An 18,641-nucleotide genomic window follows, 5' to 3' on the forward strand; every position below is an offset into this window, starting at 1 on the left:
TTTTATTGATTTAGATGATATAATAAGCCGAAAATATTAAAAGGAGAAAATTATGAATATTTTAGTACTAGATGATGAGCTGGAAATAGCAGAATTAATTGAACTCTACTTAGTAAATGAAGGTTATAATGTTTTTAAAAGTCATACAGGAGAAGACGCACTAAAGAAGGTTGAAAATATATACATCGACCTAGCCATACTAGATCTAATGCTTCCAGATATGGATGGATTTGAGGTTGCTGAAAAGATTAGAGAGAAACATAAATTTCCTATAATTATGTTGACAGCAAGAGATGAAGACATCAGCAAGATCAAGGGGCTAAACATAGGGGCAGATGATTATGTAACCAAACCATTTAAGCCTGTGGAGCTAGTGGCAAGGGTAAAAGCGCATCTCAGACGATATAAAGAATATAATGAAATAAAAGAAGAAAAAAATATATTAGAAGTAGGGAATTTAAAGTTAGATGCAAAAAAGCATATAGCAATCTTAAATGGAGATATATTAAATCTCACTCCTACAGAATTTGAAATACTTAAAATTTTGATAGAAAACAAAAATTTTGTAGTGTCATCAGAAATGATTTTTCAAAAGGTTTGGAAAGAAAAGTATTACTCTGACTCTAATAATACTGTAATGGTACATATTCGAAATATTAGAAAAAAGATGGGAGATTCTTTTGATGAGCCCAAGTATATACAGACTGTATGGGGAGTAGGGTATAAAATTGAAGAAAAAGAATGATAGATATCTAAAATTTAAAAGAAAACTTTTTTCTCAAATATTACTTGTAGTTTTTATAGCAATTGCTTTTGTTTTATTTTTGAATTCTATACTTACAGGTAGATTTGGAGAATTTTTTACTCAAGCACTACAGAGGGTATTAAATATAGACTATGAAGAGGCATTTTATATATATCATTCTGGAGTTAGAGGTAATAAATTTATAATAGTGTTTCTGACAGCTTTATTTATGATATTGATAATATTTAAAGTTTTGATATCTTTTATGTCTAGATATTTTGATGAAATAAGTGATGGTTTAGATATTTTAATTGGAGAATCAGAAGAAGAGATAAAGTTATCAGAAGAAATGGAGTTTTTAGAGAAGAGACTAAATCGTGGAAAGAAGATTTTAAAGGAAAGAGACGAAGAAATAAAAAATGTAGAAAAGAGAAAAAATGATTTGATAATGTACCTAGCTCACGATGTAAAGACACCACTGACGTCAATTATTGGATATTTAAATCTTTTAAAAGATATGAAGGATATTGAAGAAGAAAAAAAAGAAAAATATTTGGATTTGGTTTTAGATAAAACCTATCACTTGGAAAATCTTATAAATGAGATTTTTGACATAACAAAATTAAATTCTAAAGACTTAATTTTAAACGAGGAAAGATTTAACTTGAAAGGTTTATTAAATGAACTATTGAGTGAATTTAAATTAATATTGAAAGAAAAAAATAAAAAGATAGTTTTAGAAGTTCCAGAAGAAATTGAGATGTATGGAGATATAGAAAAACTTAGTAGAGCTTTTAAAAATTTGATAAAAAATGCTATTTTTTATAGTCATGAAAATTCAGATATAGTTATAAGAGCATACATATCAGATGAATTTATAAATGTAGAATTTGAAAATAAAGCCGATATAATGAGTAAAAAAGATCTAGAAAATATATTTGATAAATTTTATAGGTTAGATAAATCTAGGTCAAGCAAGACTGGTGGATCGGGTTTGGGATTAGCTATTACAAAAGAAATAATTGAGGCTCATTCTGGAGAAATAAAGGCACGTAGTATTGGAGATAAAATCATATTTGAAATATCTATAAAAAGATAGGTGGCTTATAAACCCATATTGTTGATAAATGAAGAAAGCATACTGAAATGTGAGATTTAGATATTAATAAACAATATAGTAAAAGAAGATATGATACTCAATATATTTGTAAAGAAAAAAATTGATAGTGAATAGTGAATGAAATTCATGCTTTTACAAGGTGAAAATTATAATATATTACAGTGAAAGTACTTGAAGGTAGCGAATTAATAAAAACTTAAGATATTGTTAATTGAATATTTTCAAACACAAAATCCTTTTATGGTTTAATAAAGACATAGATAAGGAGTGATTGAAAATGAAGAAAAAAAGTTTATTAAAAGGCATAATAGTACTTTTAACGCTGACGATAGTTATATTTAATCTATTTTCCAAAGGAGTAAAATCTGATACATATTTGGATGATGAAGTGAGCAAGAGTAATACTGAGCTTAAGAAAGATTTAGAAAGATTAGATATTGAAAGTAAATATCTAACGCTTTACGACAAGACAAATAATAAAATAGTATATAGTATTTCTGGAGACAAGAAAGCATATCCAGCATCTCTTACAAAGTTGATGACCGTAATGGCAGGGATAGATGAAGTTAAAGATGTAAATGAAGAAGTCAAGGTTCCTATAGAAGCATATGATAAATTGTATCAGGAGGGAGCTAGTATGGCGGGCTTTTCTCCAGGAGAAAGAGTGAGCTACAAAGATCTTTTATATGGGGCAATATTGCCATCGGGTGGAGAAGCAGCTATGTCTATATCCTATTTAGTTTCAGGAAGTGAACAAGGATTTGTGGATATTATGAATAGAAAGTCTGATGAACTCGGTCTTAAAAATACACATTTTAAAAATTCAACAGGTTTACATAGTGAGGATAACTATTCGACTACAAATGATATGAGTTTTTTGATTAGCCATGCTTTGGACAATAGTTTGTTTAGAGAAATATATAGCTCTAAAAGATATTCTATGAAAGAAAGTAATAAACATTCAGAAGGCATGACCTTTAGAAGTACTTTATTTGAAAAAACAGATAGTAACCTGATACTTGGTGGAAAGACAGGCTATACAACTCAAGCAGGTAATTGTCTAAGTACATATAGTAAGATAAATGGTGTGGAATATATTTTGGTGACAATGAATGCAAACGGGAAATCGTCAAGAGATAAGATTGCCGTAAGAGATGCCGAAAACATATATCAAGTAGTATATAACAATAGCAAATAATAAATATAAATTGACTACAATGAAGAAAAAATAAAAACTTTATTGTAGTCAATTTTTTATTTCAATCTATTTGCCAAAAGGATATAGATTATATGTATAAAAATGTTAATTTTGCTGAAAAGTACGTGCTATTTACACAGCAAATGATATAATGGTATAATATAAGAAAGGCTAATTTAAAGAAATTGTAATTATTTAAAAGCGATTTCATATTGATAAAAAACAAAAAATATTTAAGTGTTATTAGAAGAAATAGAATAAAACTATAAATGCTTATATTTTGTAATATATACTATAAATTAAGAAAGTTATAGTATATTAGATAAGAAAAGTTGGAGGTGGTAAGCGGTTGAAAAAAATAGAAAAAAAAATAGAAGTGATCAACGTTATAATGTTGGCGATATTAATTGCTTGTACCTTAATTGGAAATTCAGCACCATTTCTTTCAGTACTTTTATTAGTATCAATAATTCCGATGATAATAATAGTAGTGAATTCAAACTGGATTTTTAGGGTATCCGCTCTTGTACTTGCGACTGCAATTACATTTATTGTTCATGGAAGTGAAGCTACTTTAGCTACAGTTTGTATATATTTATTACCAGCATTTTTGTCTGCGATAATTTATAATAATGAAGGTTTTAGAGACTCTAAAAATAGAAAAATAAAACTTTCTTTTAGGCAAAATAACAATGTATATAGCTATGCTTCTCTAAGAGTTTTTATGATAGCAATAATAATATTTGCCATGGGTATAATAGGATATTATGCATCCATGAAATATTTTATGAATATTGACATCATTCAAAGTATGCAAAATGAAATAAAGGATATTGTAACAAATTATAATCAACTAATAAAATCAAGTGATCTAAAGGCTGTTGAAGGTTCAGGAGTGTTAGATGTTCTTCAAAATACTGGGACAATAATAATGATATCAGTCTTTATAAGGGCCGTTATTTCAGCGGTAATATCTTACTTTTTCGCTATTCCAATACTTAATAAGTTTTGTGAAAAGAAGATATTTAATATAAAGTTTGATTGTATTATATTACCAGGTAATCCAGTAGGTGTTCTTTTTATTTCAATAATAGTACTCTTTGTTATAGGGTTGGTTTCTCCAGATATTGATACGAAAATCATTATAAACAGTTTTATATTTATAATGAATATATTGTTCTTCTTAGAAGGTACGTCTTTGATAGTCTTTATTATCAAAAGATGGGGCAAAATAAGAAAGAACATAAATTGGATGTTGATGATATTTCTTATAATTTTTATGGGAATATTACCAGGAATTTCTGTACTAGGGATGCTAGACAATCTATGGAACTATAGATTGAGATGGGATCCAAGTTTAAAGAATTTTGGAGGAAAAAATGAGTAATAAAAATCATAAATATTATGTATTTGACTATCTAGAAGAAATATGTTTTTCAGTGATTTTAATATTGAGCTTATACTCTTTTTTCAAAAACTATATAGTAGGGATCATAGGAATAATAGTCTTAGTGGCATTGATCTTTTTTTATCTTAGTAAAAAAAGAAAAGATGAGGAAAGGATTCAAGAAAGAATTAAAAATCTTAGCTTTGACATTAATAAAGTGATTAAAAGAACCATGGTATCCAATCCGGTTCCTCTATGCATAATAGAATTAGATGGAAATATATTTTGGTCAAATAAAAAATTTGACGAAATGATAGGAGAAAATGCAGAAGAAAAAACAATAGGTAAAAATATAGAAGATCTAGTAGGAGATATTACTTTAAGAAAAGTATTGGATGAAAAAAGAGTAATAGAGGATGATTTTGAATATAATGATAAAAAATACAAACTTAATTACTGTTTTACAAAATCCGATGATGAGACAGATGGCAGTGCAGACTATAAAGCAATAATATATTGGATAGATGAAACTGACTATGAAAATCTTAAAGAAAAATATGAAAATAGTAGAGAAGTAGTAATGATTATAGAGGTAGATGGCTATGAGGATGTGCTAAAGAGTACTCCAGAAGAAAATAGACCAATAATTACTATGGATATAGAAAAGCTTCTTTCAAATCTAGAAATGGAAACAGAAGGTTTGATGAGAAAGATGGCAAATGATAAATATGTATTATTCATGAGAAAACATGCACTAGAAATGCTAGAAAGAACTAAATTTAGTATATTAGATAAAGCAAGAGAAATAGACTATGGAAACTCTCTACCAGTCAGTCTGAGCATAGGAGTGGGTTACGATGGTGATACTATCGAAGAAACTGGAGAATTCGCTTCTGGAGCGATTGACATGGCCCTAGGTAGAGGTGGTGATCAGGTTGCAATTAAAAATAAAGATAGTTTCAATTTCTATGGTGGAAAATCCAAAGGCTTTGAAAGAAAAACAAAAGTTAAGTCAAGACTGATAGGTCTTGCTCTAAAAGAGCTTATAAATCAGAGTGATAAGATAATTATAATGGGTCACAAGTATCCTGATATGGACGCTATGGGAGCTGCAGTAGGTGTCTTTGATATATGTAAAGCATATGGAAAAATAGCAAATATAGTGCTCGAAGAAGTGAATGAGGCTGTTGAAATATTTGTGAGCAGACTCAAAGAAGATAAGTATTATAATGGCATGTTTATATCACATGAAAAGGCAATCGATATGTGTGACAAAGACACTCTTATAATAGTGGTAGATACTCATAGACCTAGCTACACAGAGTGTCCAGAGCTATTAGAAATTTCTAAGCGACTAGTAGTAATTGACCATCACAGAAGAGGAGTGGAATATATAAGTGATACAGTATTACTATTCCACGAAATATACGTTTCATCTACATGTGAAATGGTAACAGAACTTATTCAATATACAGATTATGATATTAAAATTCACAGGTTGACTGCTGAAGGTCTTCTTGGAGGAATTTATTTAGATACTAAGAACTTTGAGTTTAAAACAGGAGTAAGAACTTTTGAAGCAGCGTCATATTTGAGAAATATAGGGGCAGATACATTGGCTGTAAAGAAATTTTTCAACTCATATGCTGAGGACTTTTTAGTTAAGGCTGAGATAATTCAAAGAACAGAAATAATAAATGAAAGAATATGTCTTGCATATTCGAAGAAAGAAATAGATAATATTAACATAGTAATAGCTAAGGCTGCTGACGAGCTATTGAATATAAAAAATATAGATGCATCTTTTGTACTTGGAATGAAGGGTGATACTGTATTTGTAAGTGCCAGATCTTTGGGAAATATAAATGTTCACATACTTATGGAAAAGATAGGTGGAGGAGGGCATATAGATATAGCTGGAACACAGATAAGGGATGTCAGCTTGACTCAAGCATATGATATGGTCAAGAAAGTCATAGAAGATTACTTGGAAGATGAGGAGGACTAATATGAAAGTTATACTATTAAAAGATGTAAAAGGTACAGGTAAAAAAGGGGAGCTTAAAGAAGTTAGCGATGGATACGCTAGAAACTTCCTTATAAAAAAGAAATTTGCGATAGAAGCAAGTAATACAAATGTTAAGGAATTAGATGAAAAACAAAAGTCTAAAGAAAGAAAAGCTCAAATAGAGTATGAAGAAGCTGTTTTACTAGGAAAGCAGATGGAAGATGTAAGCATTGTTATTGAGGCAAAAGCTGGAGATGGTGGAAGATTGTTTGGATCAATCACTTCAAAAGAAATTGCAGAGCAGTTAAAAAAACAGAAAAGTATAGATGTAGATAAGAGAAAGATAACTCTTGATGAACCAATTAGATCTTTAGGGTCAAGATTTGTAGATATAAAGATTCATCCTAAAGTAACAACTAAGGTAAGAGTAGACATAAGAGAAAAATAATAAAAAAGAGGTCACCTTTATGGTGGCCTTTTTCTATTATAGGATAATTAAATAAATTGATGTAGACAAAAGGCATTATTAGTAGTAGAATGATATTGAAAGCAAAATATTTTGAAAAGTTTTAAAATTATAAAATTTTAGGGCAAGGGAGAATGATAATGAAGAAATACTTGGTTTTAATTTTATTAGTTTTTAGTATTTTTACGACTGGATGTTCTGGTTTTAGTATTTTTGGCAAAGAAATAATAGCAAAGAGTACGGTCTATTGTGATAATTGTGGATTTAAATCAGATAAAAAAACAAAATTATGTAACAGTTGTAGAGAAAAACCAATATGGCTCTCAAAAAAACCTAAAATTACTAAACAAGTAGGTATAAGGCTTGAAGATGAAAAAGCTGCAGAACTGAAAAAGCAAAAAGAAAAAAATGAAAAAGAATCACTTGAAAATAATAAAGAAGAAAAAGTAGTAACAAAAACCAAGGTTATTAATAAAAAAGAGAGTAAAAAAGAAGAATATGATGTGTGTGAAATTTGTGGAAAAAGAGATAAAATAAGCAACTTGACACATGTGCATGGTGTAGGAGTGTATGTACATCCTAAATGTGGAGAAAACCCACCTGCATGTACATATTGTGGTAATGCTTTGTTTTCTGATGATTTAAATCAAAATGGTATATGCGATAGCTGTGAGTCATCACAAAAGAACAAGGAATCAAATGACAATACTAGCACTAACAATAATTCAGATGATAGCTACAGTGGAGATTATAACTATAATAATGATGATTATACTGATTATAGTCAGAGCAATGAGTATGACGAAAATTCAGATTACTAAATATTTTAGGTATTATAAAGTTCCAGTTGAAAAGTTATAATATTCACTCCAAGATGCAGAGAAGGCCGATCCCCTTCTCTGTTTTTATGCTTTTTAAAATTAGCTTATATATTGATAAAATTTATTTTTTCATACTAGATATTGTGCAGTCGAGCCTATGTAATGACTGCAATAAATATTATATATATGGTGTAATTAATTATATATATATGGTATAATTACATCTTGCAGAAGTAATTTATCATATGAAAACTATATTTTATATGATGAATTATAAAGGAAAATTTTATCTGAATAGAGTTACATTTATATAAAGTATTTAAATGAGAAAAATAATAACAAGGATAGATAAGATATAAGAACAAGGAATAAAAGTGAAAGTATTTTTAGGATATATTAAAATATATCAGGGAGGTGAGATAATTGGCTGACATAAATAGAATACCACCGAGTAGTATAGAATCTGAACAATGTGTAATTGGTTCTATTTTAATTGAAGGGGAAACCATAATTCCCGTTGCTGAGATATTAGACAGTCAAGATTTTTATAGTGACTCACATAGAGTGATATTTGATAGCATGAAAGAACTTAGTGAAGAAAGAGTTCCTATAGATATAGTTACAGTGTCTGAAAAATTGAGAAGTAAGGGTTATCTTGAAGATATTGGAGGAGTAAACTATCTTTCAAGTACTACAACTGTAGTACCAACCACTTCTAATGTAAAAACTTATGCAGAAATAGTAAAGCAAAAATCTGTTCTTAGAAGATTAATCAAGGTATCAAATGATATTATAAGTCTTGGTTATAGTGAAGATGAAGATATAGATGATGTTTTGAATCAGGCAGAAAAGAAAATTTTCGATATATCACAAGATAGAGTAACATCTGACTTTAACCCAATAGGAAAAGTTTTGACAGATGTATACTCTATGATAGAAGACGTCTACAGTAGTGGATCTGAAATAACTGGTCTAGATACTGGATTTTCAGACCTTAACAAAAAGTTAGGTGGACTTCAAAAGAGTGACTTGGTGCTTATAGCTGCCAGACCAGGTATGGGAAAGACAGCATTTGCTCTAAATTTGGTTTCAAATGTAGCTATAAAATCGAAGGCAAGTGTAGCTGTTTTCAGTTTGGAAATGTCAAAAGAGCAGCTAGTACAAAGATTGATTTCTTCTCAGTCTAATGTTGCTCTAAGCAATATTGCCAAAGGAAGAATAGCAGATGATGAATGGAAGAAAATTATGGATGCGATGAAGGTTTTATCATCAGCAGATATATATATAGATGATACTCCAGGTATCAAGGTTTCTGAAATTAGATCTAAGTGTAGAAAGCTCAAGATGGAAAAAGGTCTTGATATGGTCATGATAGATTATCTTCAGCTTATGGAAGGTGATGGAAAAAATGAGAGTAGGCAGCAAGAAGTTTCTAAAATGTCAAGATCATTAAAGATTTTGGCGAAAGAAATGAACTGCCCAGTAGTAGCGCTATCTCAGCTGTCTAGAAACACCGAAACTGGTAAAGATCATATGCCAAAGTTATCGGATTTGAGAGATTCTGGTGCTATTGAACAGGATGCAGATATTGTAATGTTTATCTACAGAGATGAGTATTATAATGGTATAGAAACAGAAAAAAAGAATATTGCAGATATAAAAATCGCCAAAAACAGACATGGTGAAACTTGTGATATTGAACTTGTTTGGATTGGAGAGATTCAGAAATTTAAGGATAGAGCGCGAGAGATATAAAAAACTAAAGAAGAAATAGATTAGAAAGTTCCCGAATTAATATTAGATTTCGGGACTTTTTTTATTTTTGACGATTATAATATATTATAAAGTAAAAACTAATATATTAGTTTGAATTAATAAGGAATTATACCTTCTTAAAAATAAAAAATGGTAAAACTTACAATTTGATTTTAAAATATGTTTTAAAAGTTTATAATTTAAATTTGATAAATAATAAATTTAAATTTAAGAAAAATCAGAATTTTTATAAGTTATAGCTTGTTGATAGATAAAAATGATTTTTAGGATAAATAATTACATTTTTCAAAAAAATCTGAGTTATGCACAGAAAATATGTTCTTTTCAACAGATTTCTGTGGATAACTCCATATTTTTATGTTGATATGTTGCTATATTGCGTTTTTATTTTGCACACAATCCACAATGTTATTAACATTTTATGTGGATAATCTGTATATAATTTAGGTATAATCTGTGTATAGATCCTAGCTAAATGTGTTTATATGTTATTTAAACCTCAAGTCACTTCCATAAAATTGATACATCTGGAAGTTACCCACAATTCGAGAAACGATTCTATCAGTGTATGAATTTCGTATTTCAGATAGACCAAGGTTGGTTGAGATAATGATTTTCTTCCTAGCATTAAGTCTTGAGTTTATTATATTAAACAATTCTGAAGCTGTGAAGGAGTTTACCATCTCTGTACCCAAGTCATCTATGATTAAAAGATCGCAAGTAAATAAATTATTATAATTTTCTTCATCTAAATATGAGAAAGTTTCCGTTTTAAATTTATATCTTTCAATAACTTCCATCAAGTTAAATGCAGTCTGATAAATTACTGTATAGCCCTTATCTAAAAGATCTTTTGCAATACAACTACACAGAAAAGTCTTACCAAGTCCTGGATCACCGCTAAAAAGTAAATTATCTTTTTTGGAGCCTTCTTTTTTATCGAAATTGAAAATATAGTTCTGAGTATCCATAAAAATAGTTTTCATATTTTCGCGAGGGCTAACAGTTATTTCTTCTGTGACTTTATCTGAAAAAAGATCTAAATTAAAGTTTTCGAAATTATCCATACTTAAAATTTCTTCTAGGTTTGACATAACGTAAGAATCATTTAACATTCTTTGTCTAAGACAATTGCACCTTTTACCATTTTCAAGAAAGCCTGTATCCTTACAGTTTTCACACTCATATTTTAGTTCCAGATAGTCAAGTGGTATATTATTTTCTATGAACAATTCATTTTTTCTATTAATCAATTCATTTTGTTGTCTACTTATATTTGAAATATCTTCTTCAGATGCTCCGGAGATCACCAACTTTGTCATTTTTAAACCCATTTTTCGAATTTCTTCACTTATAGATTTTATGTTGGGGTATTTTTTGTAAATTTCTCCAACCCTCTCATCCAAAAGATCTTGGTGCCTATCTCTTCTATACTGATATTCAAGCATAATTTTTCTCATTTTTTCTTTATTCAAGTTTTTTCTCCTCTCTAAAGTATATATAAATATAGGAATCGACCAGCATCTAATAAAAAGCATTTTACCAGTAAATTCCCGTACCTACAACTTAATCAAAATTCTATATAATTGTTGAAATTATTTTTTATTGGAATTTCTTAGAAGTTTATCAAGTTCTTCATCAGAATATTCACCTGTATCCCTTTGTTTAAAATTATGAAACTTTGTATGAATCTTTGGAGTAGAGTAGGCGGTAGTTTTATTCTTTGTTTTACTCTTTTTAGATCGACTTTCCGCATACTTCTTATCTTCCATTTCAATGGCTTCAATAGTTTTAATTCCTTTTTGATGCCAAGAAGTAATGATTTTATCAAAGTATCTAATATTTGGATTGCTTGTATTTACTGATTTTGAGCAGGCCTTTAGTATCACATCCATGCTCATATTATAATCAAAGACCCAACGATCAATAGCCTCTTTTTCAAATTCTGTAGGAGTTCGATTGAAGCCTAGGGCTCTAAATACTGTTTTATAATTTTCATTTTTATCTGAGCGAGATTCTTCAAGGATTTCTATATCATCCTCATTTTTAACAGAATTATCAAACCAAGATTTCATAATTCCTATCACATACTTTACTGACTTTATTCTTCCATTATCCTTGGCAGCTCTTTCAAAAGCTTTGACAGCTATCTCTGGTTCGAAATTATATAACTTTACTGAGTCCAAAATATCAATTTTTTCAGGTGGAGTAAGCACTCTTCCTGCTATTTTTTCTATTTTATTATACATATTTATATATTCAAAAGAAGAAGCTGTATCAAGGGTATTATCCAGATTTTCTTTTGAAGATTTAGATCTAGAATGCTTTGATAGATATTCTGTTTTAATATCCAAAAATTCAATCGCAAGTCCATCATCTCTATTATGGATTTTAATTATCCCCATATTTTCCCAAAACTTCCAAGCTGAGACAACTTCATCTTCTGTAATTCCTATAATATTTGCTATAGCTTGATTATCCATTTCATCACTGTGAAACCCTCTATACAAAAAGGCACTTTTGTATCCAAGAAGATAAACCTTTATTTGGTTTCCATTTGCAATGGGTATGTATAGATCAAAAAATAGACTAGGAATTATTACGTCACTATAATTTTCATCTCCCATAGATTTAAAAAACATACAAAAAACCCCTTTCTACAAGTACTTACCAATATAATTATTTTCTTAAAAATTCCTTATAAGTTAATATGCAACTAAGGCTTATATTAGTAATATCAAGTCCTATAGAGGACTTTTTCGAATCTTATCTATACAATTATAACACAGAAAGTAAAGATAAAAAATTGTTACTTGTATGGATATATAAAAAAAGCCCCAGAATACTCCAAGGCTTTAAAACTTTAATTTACTTGTGATATGGTTCATGGTTATTAATTCTAAAGCATCTATAAATCTGCTCCAAAAGTATTAGTCTCATCATTTGATGTGGAAATGTCATATCAGAAAATGACATTTTCATATTTGCTCTTGTAAGGACATCATCAGATAGACCCAAAGATCCACCGATTACAAAGCAAAGATGACTATTGCCAGTAAGAGAGAGAGCTTCTATTTTATCTGCAAATGTCTCAGATGACATCTTATCCCCATCTATTGCAAGGGCTATAACGTACTGACTTTGCTTTATTTTGGAAAGGATAGAGAATCCTTCCTTTTTCTTAACCATTTCCATTTCTTTATCGCTTAAATTTTCTGGAGCTTTTTCATCGCTAACTTCTAAAATATCTAGCTTGCAATATTTTGATAATCTCTTAGAAAATTCGTCTATACCAAGTTTTATATATTTTTCTTTAATTTTTCCAACGGTTATTAAACTTATTTTTATCATACATTCTATTTCCTTAATTTGCCTATTGTATTTTAGCAAGTATTTAGAGCTATTTTACATAAGCTTTATTTTAGATAATATTTTCCAATAATTATCTGGCTATTTTATATAACTTTGAGATATCATCTCTCATCAAAACATTTAAGCTTACATCACTTCCAATTTTCATTCCATTTTCTGTAAGTATTGAGTTTGATGTTTCAAATGCAAGTGCAGGGAAGTTATTTTCTCTGCTTAAATGTGCGAGTAAAATATTTTCTGTTCCATTTTTAATTAAATCAACCGCAAATTTAGCTGCTGATTCATTGGATAAATGGCCAGTATCAGACATTACTCTTTTTTTGAGCATATAAGTGTAAGATCCCATCAAAAGCATTTCTTTATCATAGTTTGATTCTAGGACTACCAACTTTGATCCCAAAATACTTTCTCTTATACTATCAGAAATATGACCGATGTCTGTCGCTATAGATATTTTTTCATCTTTTTCATTAAAAAGGTTAAATCCTACTGGATCGGCTGCATCGTGAGTAATAGAGAAGGGCTTGATTGCCATATCTCCAAGAGCATATACCTGATCATTTTCAAATATATTTATATTGGATTCTTTTACCTTACCTATTTTTTCTTCTATTGCCAGCCAAGTTTTATAGTTGACAAATATTGGTAGGTCGTATTTTCTTGATAAAATTCCTACTCCCTTTATATGATCGGTATGTTCATGTGTAACAAAAATACCGTTTAACTTATTAGCATCTACATTTATTTCATTGAGTCCATTAGTGATTCTTTTACCACTAAGCCCTGCATCTATTAGTATATTTGTATCTTTATATCCTACATAGTGGCAATTACCACTACTTCCGCTTCCTATTGAACAATAATCCATATGTCCTCCTCTCCAAGGTCTAGCTAATCATATCTATTATAAGGCATTTTCATTAATATTTCATTGTTTTTTTGATTTTCTATAATAAAAGAATTTTCAAAATTAAATTTAAGGGATTAAATTTTTAGTTTCGGGAATTATCTTTATCGCAATAAAAAAGACTAGAGAGTTTTTCTCTAGTCTTTGCTTTTCATTTTAACAATCCCTGCTTATAGATTACTCAACTACAGAGAAGTCTTCCTTGCCTACACCACATTCTGGGCATACCCAATCTTCTGGGATATCATCAAATGAAGTTCCTGGTGCTATACCACCATCTGGATCTCCTACTTCTGGGTCATAAACCCAACCACATACATCGCATACATATTTCTTCATAACATTTCCTCCTAGTATATAAAATTTATTTATTTTCTTTGCTCTTAGTATTAGTTATACCCATGAACAAAAAATATAAGCAAGTTTTTTAAAAAATCTGTACTTTTTAGCTAAAAATTTTAAACAAACTTTAATATAGGCTTTCGGTAAAATATATTTCAGCCAAGTATTTGCATTTTTAGACCTAAACAGTTTAAATAAATGACTTTAGAATAGTTTAACTTTTCTTCACTAAGTTTTCATGAACTAGTTAAACAAGTTTTCTAGAGCATTCAGGACAAATCCCTATAAACTCAAGATTGTGTCCAGTAATTTCGTAGCCAGTCTGATCAGAAATCTCATTTAAAAGAGAATCTACAGGACAAATATCCACATATGAAACCTTACCACACATTTTACAAGTAAGGATATGTTGATGATTTGTATTGTTTAATTGAAACACACTATTACCATCAGAAAGCATTTGTTTAATGATAATGTCGGATTCTGTCAGCGCATTTAAAGCTCTATAAACTGTAGACAGATTAATATTAATTTCTTTTTTTAAATCAGTATATATTTCTTCTGCTGTTAGAGGAGCATCTGAATGTCTAAGGCAGTTCAAAAGAAGCATCCTCTTTCTAGTAGCTTTGAGCTTAGCAGACTTTAACATATCATTATTTTCTTGTCTGTGATTGTCCCTTGAACAATTACAAGATGGATTACTCACTTTATCACCTCTTTTTCATACTTCTTAAAATAGATTATACCACTTAATTGAGAATAAAGAAAACAATTTTTTTAAAATAGTAATGAAATTACAAAAAAATATAATAAATACATATACAAAGATAATTATAACTCTGAAAAGTAGAATAAAAAGTAATTTGATAGAAAAGTTTGTCAAAATAAAAAAGTATGAGAGTAGTTCTTGTTAGGAAAAAATATAAGGCTAATAAAGTGAAGGATTAGGGTAAAATATTTTACATTTAACAGAAAATACTGCTTTAAAATATAAAATAAAAATATATAGAAAAGTAGTAAATAAAGAAAAAAATCAATTTCATGGAAATAAAAAGTATAAAAATTTTAAGGAAAAAATATAACTTAGAAAAAGAAGTACTTAATGTATAAAAAATATCAATTCTTTAAAATAATAAATAAAAGTATGAAATTCATACAAATTAGTTATTTTTTGTGAGATGAAAAATATGATTATTATTAAAAATAATAAGTAATAAATCTTATTATTTATTTACTTACATTTAAATAATAAGGTTTTTGTTTGAAAAAATAAATAAAAAAAGTATTTTTGTATAAAAAAATGTTTTAAGTGCCTTTGAAAGGGAAATAAATATAAACATAAAAATTTAAAGAATATAATAATAGTTATTTTATAAACAATTAGAATTTAAAGTCTGAATTTAATATATGTGGCAGAAAAGTATTTGCAAAATATAAGTAAAAAAACGATTTAAATTTTCGGAATATACTGTCAATTATAACTAGAGATTATAATCATTAATTTTAATAAAAAAAGGGGAGGAAAGAAAAATGGAGTTATTTAGAAAAAAAGATTTAAGTCGATTACTTAGTGAAAGAGCAGTGAGGGAGAAAACATATGGTTTTTTTGACTTATTCCTCTTGGGAATTGGTGCGATAATAGGTACAGGAATATTGGTACTTACAGGTATTATAGCATCAACTCAGGCAGGACCAGCGGTTATACTGTCATTTGGAATATCAGCACTAGCGGCGATATTTATAGGTCTCTGTTATGCAGAAGTTGCGACCTCGATACCGAACTCAGGTAGTATTTATGGATATGCATGGGTTGTATTAGGACAGTTTCCAGCGCATCTACTTGGTTGGACAATGATAGGTGTGTATATACTTTCAGCAGCAACCGTTGCAAATGGATGGACTGGATATTTTGCAGCACTATTTAGTGACTTTGGAATAGAAATACCAGAGAAATTCTTGATGAGTTACTCTCAAGGTGGAATAGTTAATCTTCCAGCCATACTGATTGTATTGTTGATTTCCTTTATACTTACAAGAGGTAGTAAGGAAAGTAAAGCGATAAATAATGTAATGGTAATACTAAAGTTAGCCATACTTGTATTGTTTGTAGCTGTAGGAATATTTTATATTGAACCTATGAATTGGGCTCCTTTTGCTCCATTTGGTGCAAGTGGTGTATTTGCAGGAGCTGCAACGGCATTCTTTGCATATTTAGGATTTGATACCTTGGCAACAACAGCAGAAGAGGTAAAGGATGTTCAGAAAACTTTGCCAAAAACAATAATAATATCGGTGCTAGCATCGACAACACTTTATATAATTGTATGTCTAATATTAACAGGAGTAACAAGATATTCTAATTTGAACAAGCCAGAAGCTATGACTTTTGCGATGGACTTGATAGGACATCCGACAGTAGCAATGATAATATCAGCAGGTTCTGTAGTTGGTATATTGGCCGTAATACTAGCCTTTTCCCTAGGAGCATCCAATATTACTATGTCGATGTCACAGGGAGGATTTTTCCCTAAGGTATTCTCAAAGATGAACAAAAAATCAAAGAGTCCAAACTTTGCGATACTTTGTATAGGTCTAATTACGGCAGTATTTGCAGGTATATTAGATGTAAAAGCATTGGCAAATTTGGCAAATATTGGTTCACTAATAGCCTTTGCAATACTATGTTATGTATTGATGAAGTTTAGAAAAATGTATCCGAATTCAATTGGAGGATTTAAGGTCCCCCTATATCCAGTAGTTCCAATATTAGGTATAGTGACATGTACATTCCTTATTATAAATCTTGATTTGATGAGTTGGATAAGTTACGCTTTATGGTTGGTAATAGGTAGTATAATATACTTTGCTTATTCCAAAAAAACGATAGCAGTCTAGTTTATTCTAGATTATTATATAAAAGCAATATTTGTTAAGAGGTAAGAATTGGATTAGAAAGAAGAAGTGAAATACTTAAGTTAGCCTAATTAAATTATAGTTCGCAAGAAATTAGCTTTAGCCTAATTAAAAAAGACACCCTTTCATATGAAAGGGTGTCTTTTTTTGCAAATTGTTATTTGCTTTTGAACTTTTACTATTTTATAATTGAACTTTATATGGGGATATAAAGTTTGTATTATCTGTTTTATTATTTTGCTTTTTCTCCCAGAAGTTCCTCATTTTTATTCATAACTTTTTTGTAAAGAAAAACACCTAAGACATCTGAAATGCTCCATCCTACTACTACTGCAATTCCTATAGAACTAAATCCAAATCCTACACTCGCAAGTCCATATGCAAGTAATACCCTGACAGCTTGAGACATAATCGTTAATATAACTGAAAGTTTGATTTCTCCAAGCCCTCTAAAGAATCCATAAAACATGACTATGAATCCTAGAAGTACATAAAATATTGAGACAAATCTAAGATATCTTACGCCTATATCTATAATCTCTACTGATTCTCTCTTTACAAATATAGCTATTAGATCAGGTGCGAATATAAATGCTAGAGAAGTGATAATAATAGATATGATTCCTATTAATTTCACTACATCTTTAAAGCCTTCCTTTATTCTTTCATCATCTTTTGCACCCTTATTTTGGGCTGTATATGTAGAAAATGCGTTGCTTAAATCCTGAAGAGGTCTATTTGCAAATTCATCTACCTTAGAACAAGCCGCAAATGCTGCAATAGTCATAGTTCCAAATGTATTTACAAGTCCCTGGACAAGCATCATACCAAAGCTAGATATTGACTGTTGAATAGCCGTTAAAACAGAATAGTTGAGAACTTCTTTAAAGCAAGATCTGTCAAATACCAAATCTTTTCTCCTAAACTCTAAAAATTCCATTTTTTTGACAGTGTATACAAGAGCGAATATACCTGCAACTGCCTGTGCTATTAGTGTAGCAAGCCCAACACCCATAGTTGCCATATTGAATTTGATTACAAACAATAAATCTAGCACAATATTTATAACACTTGATATCATTAAGAAATAAAGTGGTGACTTTGAATCGCCAATTGACCTCAGTAGATATGCGCATATATTATATAGACCTGTGAAAAACAATCCTATGAAAATATATAGTAAATAATCTTTTGCATATGGAAGGATCTCTACAGGAAGCTTAAATAATATTAGTATTTCATCTAAAAAAATTACGGTGAATATACTAAGTATAAGGCTTATAGCCATTATAAATATAAATGACGTTGAAATAGTTTTTTTGAGCTGATCATATTCCTTTGCTCCGAAAAGTTGTGAGAATAGAGTACCAACACCAATTGAAAGTCCTATTAATATAGAGCTTATAAAACTCATAATTAAAAAACAAGATCCAACTGCAGCGAAGGCTTCGTTTCCTACAAAACGACCTACTACTACTGAGTCAACGACATTGTATAATTGTTGAAATAAATTTCCTATAAACATAGGAATAAAAAACTTTATTATTAAAGACATGGGATTTCCCTTAGTCATATCACCCTTCATT

General features: G+C 29.4%; 16 protein-coding genes. 9 read left to right on the forward strand and 7 right to left on the reverse strand.

What is annotated here, in order from left to right; translation table 11 throughout:
• Window positions 1-52: 52 nt before the first annotated feature.
• The 8 genes from RR561_RS07235 to dnaB all read left to right on the forward strand — a co-directional run bounded on the left by RR561_RS07235 (window position 53) and on the right by dnaB (window position 9,500).
• Entirely contained in the window at window positions 53-745 is a 693-nt protein-coding gene (locus tag RR561_RS07235; protein WP_332506955.1) for a response regulator transcription factor, read from the forward strand.
• Window positions 729-1,844 carry a sensor histidine kinase gene (locus RR561_RS07240; protein WP_332506957.1) on the forward strand — a complete coding sequence of 372 codons (1,116 nt, stop codon included), beginning with the start codon at window positions 729-731 and terminating at the stop codon, window positions 1,842-1,844. Before RR561_RS07235 ends, RR561_RS07240 begins: the two co-directional genes overlap by 17 nt.
• Window positions 1,845-2,142: 298 nt before the next feature.
• Window positions 2,143-3,063: a D-alanyl-D-alanine carboxypeptidase family protein gene (locus RR561_RS07245; RefSeq protein ID WP_332506959.1), complete on the forward strand. Its 921-nt coding sequence runs from the start codon at window positions 2,143-2,145 to the stop codon at window positions 3,061-3,063.
• A gap of 349 nt (window positions 3,064-3,412) precedes the next feature.
• On the forward strand, window positions 3,413-4,450 hold the full coding sequence (locus RR561_RS07250) for a DUF2232 domain-containing protein (protein WP_332506961.1): 1,038 nt from the start codon (window positions 3,413-3,415) through the stop codon (window positions 4,448-4,450).
• The gene (locus RR561_RS07255) at window positions 4,443-6,458 is read left to right on the forward strand and encodes a DHH family phosphoesterase (RefSeq protein WP_332506962.1); all 2,016 of its coding nucleotides are present in this window, start codon (window positions 4,443-4,445) and stop codon (window positions 6,456-6,458) included. The genes RR561_RS07250 and RR561_RS07255 overlap by 8 nt, the downstream gene beginning before the upstream one ends.
• 1 nt (window position 6,459) lies before the next feature.
• A complete protein-coding gene (rplI, locus tag RR561_RS07260; RefSeq protein ID WP_332506963.1) occupies window positions 6,460-6,906 on the forward strand; it encodes a 50S ribosomal protein L9 in 447 nt (148 codons plus the stop codon).
• A gap of 158 nt (window positions 6,907-7,064) precedes the next feature.
• Window positions 7,065-7,745, forward strand: coding sequence for a hypothetical protein (locus RR561_RS07265; protein ID WP_332506965.1), 681 nt, complete (start codon window positions 7,065-7,067; stop codon window positions 7,743-7,745).
• A 423-nt stretch (window positions 7,746-8,168) separates the two neighbouring features.
• Window positions 8,169-9,500 (forward strand): replicative DNA helicase, encoded by a 1,332-nt coding sequence (dnaB, locus tag RR561_RS07270; protein ID WP_332506966.1) that lies wholly within the window; start codon window positions 8,169-8,171, stop codon window positions 9,498-9,500.
• Window positions 9,501-10,009: 509 nt separating this feature from the next.
• On the opposite strand, the gene RR561_RS07275 is transcribed toward dnaB, so the two are convergent.
• From RR561_RS07275 to RR561_RS07300, 6 genes are all read right to left on the reverse strand, one after another.
• Window positions 10,010-10,996, reverse strand: coding sequence for an ATP-binding protein (locus tag RR561_RS07275; protein WP_332506968.1), 987 nt, complete (start codon window positions 10,994-10,996; stop codon window positions 10,010-10,012).
• Window positions 10,997-11,116: 120 nt separating this feature from the next.
• On the reverse strand, window positions 11,117-12,163 hold the full coding sequence (locus RR561_RS07280; protein WP_332506969.1) for a DnaD domain-containing protein: 1,047 nt from the start codon (window positions 12,161-12,163) through the stop codon (window positions 11,117-11,119).
• 226 nt (window positions 12,164-12,389) lie between these two features.
• On the reverse strand, window positions 12,390-12,872 hold the full coding sequence (rlmH, locus tag RR561_RS07285; protein ID WP_332506971.1) for a 23S rRNA (pseudouridine(1915)-N(3))-methyltransferase RlmH: 483 nt from the start codon (window positions 12,870-12,872) through the stop codon (window positions 12,390-12,392).
• Window positions 12,873-12,963: 91 nt separating this feature from the next.
• Window positions 12,964-13,761, reverse strand: a complete 798-nt coding sequence (locus RR561_RS07290; RefSeq protein WP_332506973.1) for an MBL fold metallo-hydrolase — start codon at window positions 13,759-13,761, stop codon at window positions 12,964-12,966.
• 216 nt (window positions 13,762-13,977) lie between these two features.
• Window positions 13,978-14,139 (reverse strand): rubredoxin, encoded by a 162-nt coding sequence (gene rd, locus RR561_RS07295; RefSeq protein WP_332506974.1) that lies wholly within the window; start codon window positions 14,137-14,139, stop codon window positions 13,978-13,980.
• Window positions 14,140-14,389: 250 nt separating this feature from the next.
• Entirely contained in the window at window positions 14,390-14,848 is a 459-nt protein-coding gene (locus tag RR561_RS07300) for a Fur family transcriptional regulator (protein ID WP_332506976.1), read from the reverse strand.
• A gap of 824 nt (window positions 14,849-15,672) precedes the next feature.
• Between RR561_RS07300 and RR561_RS07305 the strand changes: the two genes are divergently transcribed.
• Window positions 15,673-17,037, forward strand: coding sequence for an APC family permease (locus tag RR561_RS07305; RefSeq protein WP_332506978.1), 1,365 nt, complete (start codon window positions 15,673-15,675; stop codon window positions 17,035-17,037).
• 250 nt (window positions 17,038-17,287) lie between these two features.
• On the opposite strand, the gene RR561_RS07310 is transcribed toward RR561_RS07305, so the two are convergent.
• Window positions 17,288-18,640 (reverse strand): MATE family efflux transporter, encoded by a 1,353-nt coding sequence (locus RR561_RS07310; protein WP_332506980.1) that lies wholly within the window; start codon window positions 18,638-18,640, stop codon window positions 17,288-17,290.
• Window position 18,641: the final 1 nt, after the last annotated feature.

This window comes from Peptostreptococcus sp. (assembly GCF_036639115.1).
In the GTDB taxonomy this organism is placed as follows: domain Bacteria; phylum Bacillota; class Clostridia; order Peptostreptococcales; family Peptostreptococcaceae; genus Peptostreptococcus.

Excerpts from the sequence above, each read along its gene's own strand:
- RR561_RS07235 (WP_332506955.1), top strand. The coding sequence starts at position 53 with ATGAATATTTTAGTACTAGATGATGAGCTGGAAATAGCAGAATTAATT.
- RR561_RS07265 (WP_332506965.1), top strand. The coding sequence starts at position 7,065 with ATGAAGAAATACTTGGTTTTAATTTTATTAGTTTTTAGTATTTTTACG.
- RR561_RS07290 (WP_332506973.1), bottom strand. The coding sequence starts at position 13,761 with ATGGATTATTGTTCAATAGGAAGCGGAAGTAGTGGTAATTGCCACTAT.
- RR561_RS07310 (WP_332506980.1), bottom strand. The coding sequence starts at position 18,640 with ATGAAGGGTGATATGACTAAGGGAAATCCCATGTCTTTAATAATAAAG.
- RR561_RS07280 (WP_332506969.1), bottom strand. The coding sequence starts at position 12,163 with ATGTTTTTTAAATCTATGGGAGATGAAAATTATAGTGACGTAATAATT.
- RR561_RS07245 (WP_332506959.1), top strand. The coding sequence starts at position 2,143 with ATGAAGAAAAAAAGTTTATTAAAAGGCATAATAGTACTTTTAACGCTG.
- rplI (WP_332506963.1), top strand. The coding sequence starts at position 6,460 with ATGAAAGTTATACTATTAAAAGATGTAAAAGGTACAGGTAAAAAAGGG.
- RR561_RS07305 (WP_332506978.1), top strand. The coding sequence starts at position 15,673 with ATGGAGTTATTTAGAAAAAAAGATTTAAGTCGATTACTTAGTGAAAGA.
- rlmH (WP_332506971.1), bottom strand. The coding sequence starts at position 12,872 with ATGATAAAAATAAGTTTAATAACCGTTGGAAAAATTAAAGAAAAATAT.
- rd (WP_332506974.1), bottom strand. The coding sequence starts at position 14,139 with ATGAAGAAATATGTATGCGATGTATGTGGTTGGGTTTATGACCCAGAA.
- RR561_RS07255 (WP_332506962.1), top strand. The coding sequence starts at position 4,443 with ATGAGTAATAAAAATCATAAATATTATGTATTTGACTATCTAGAAGAA.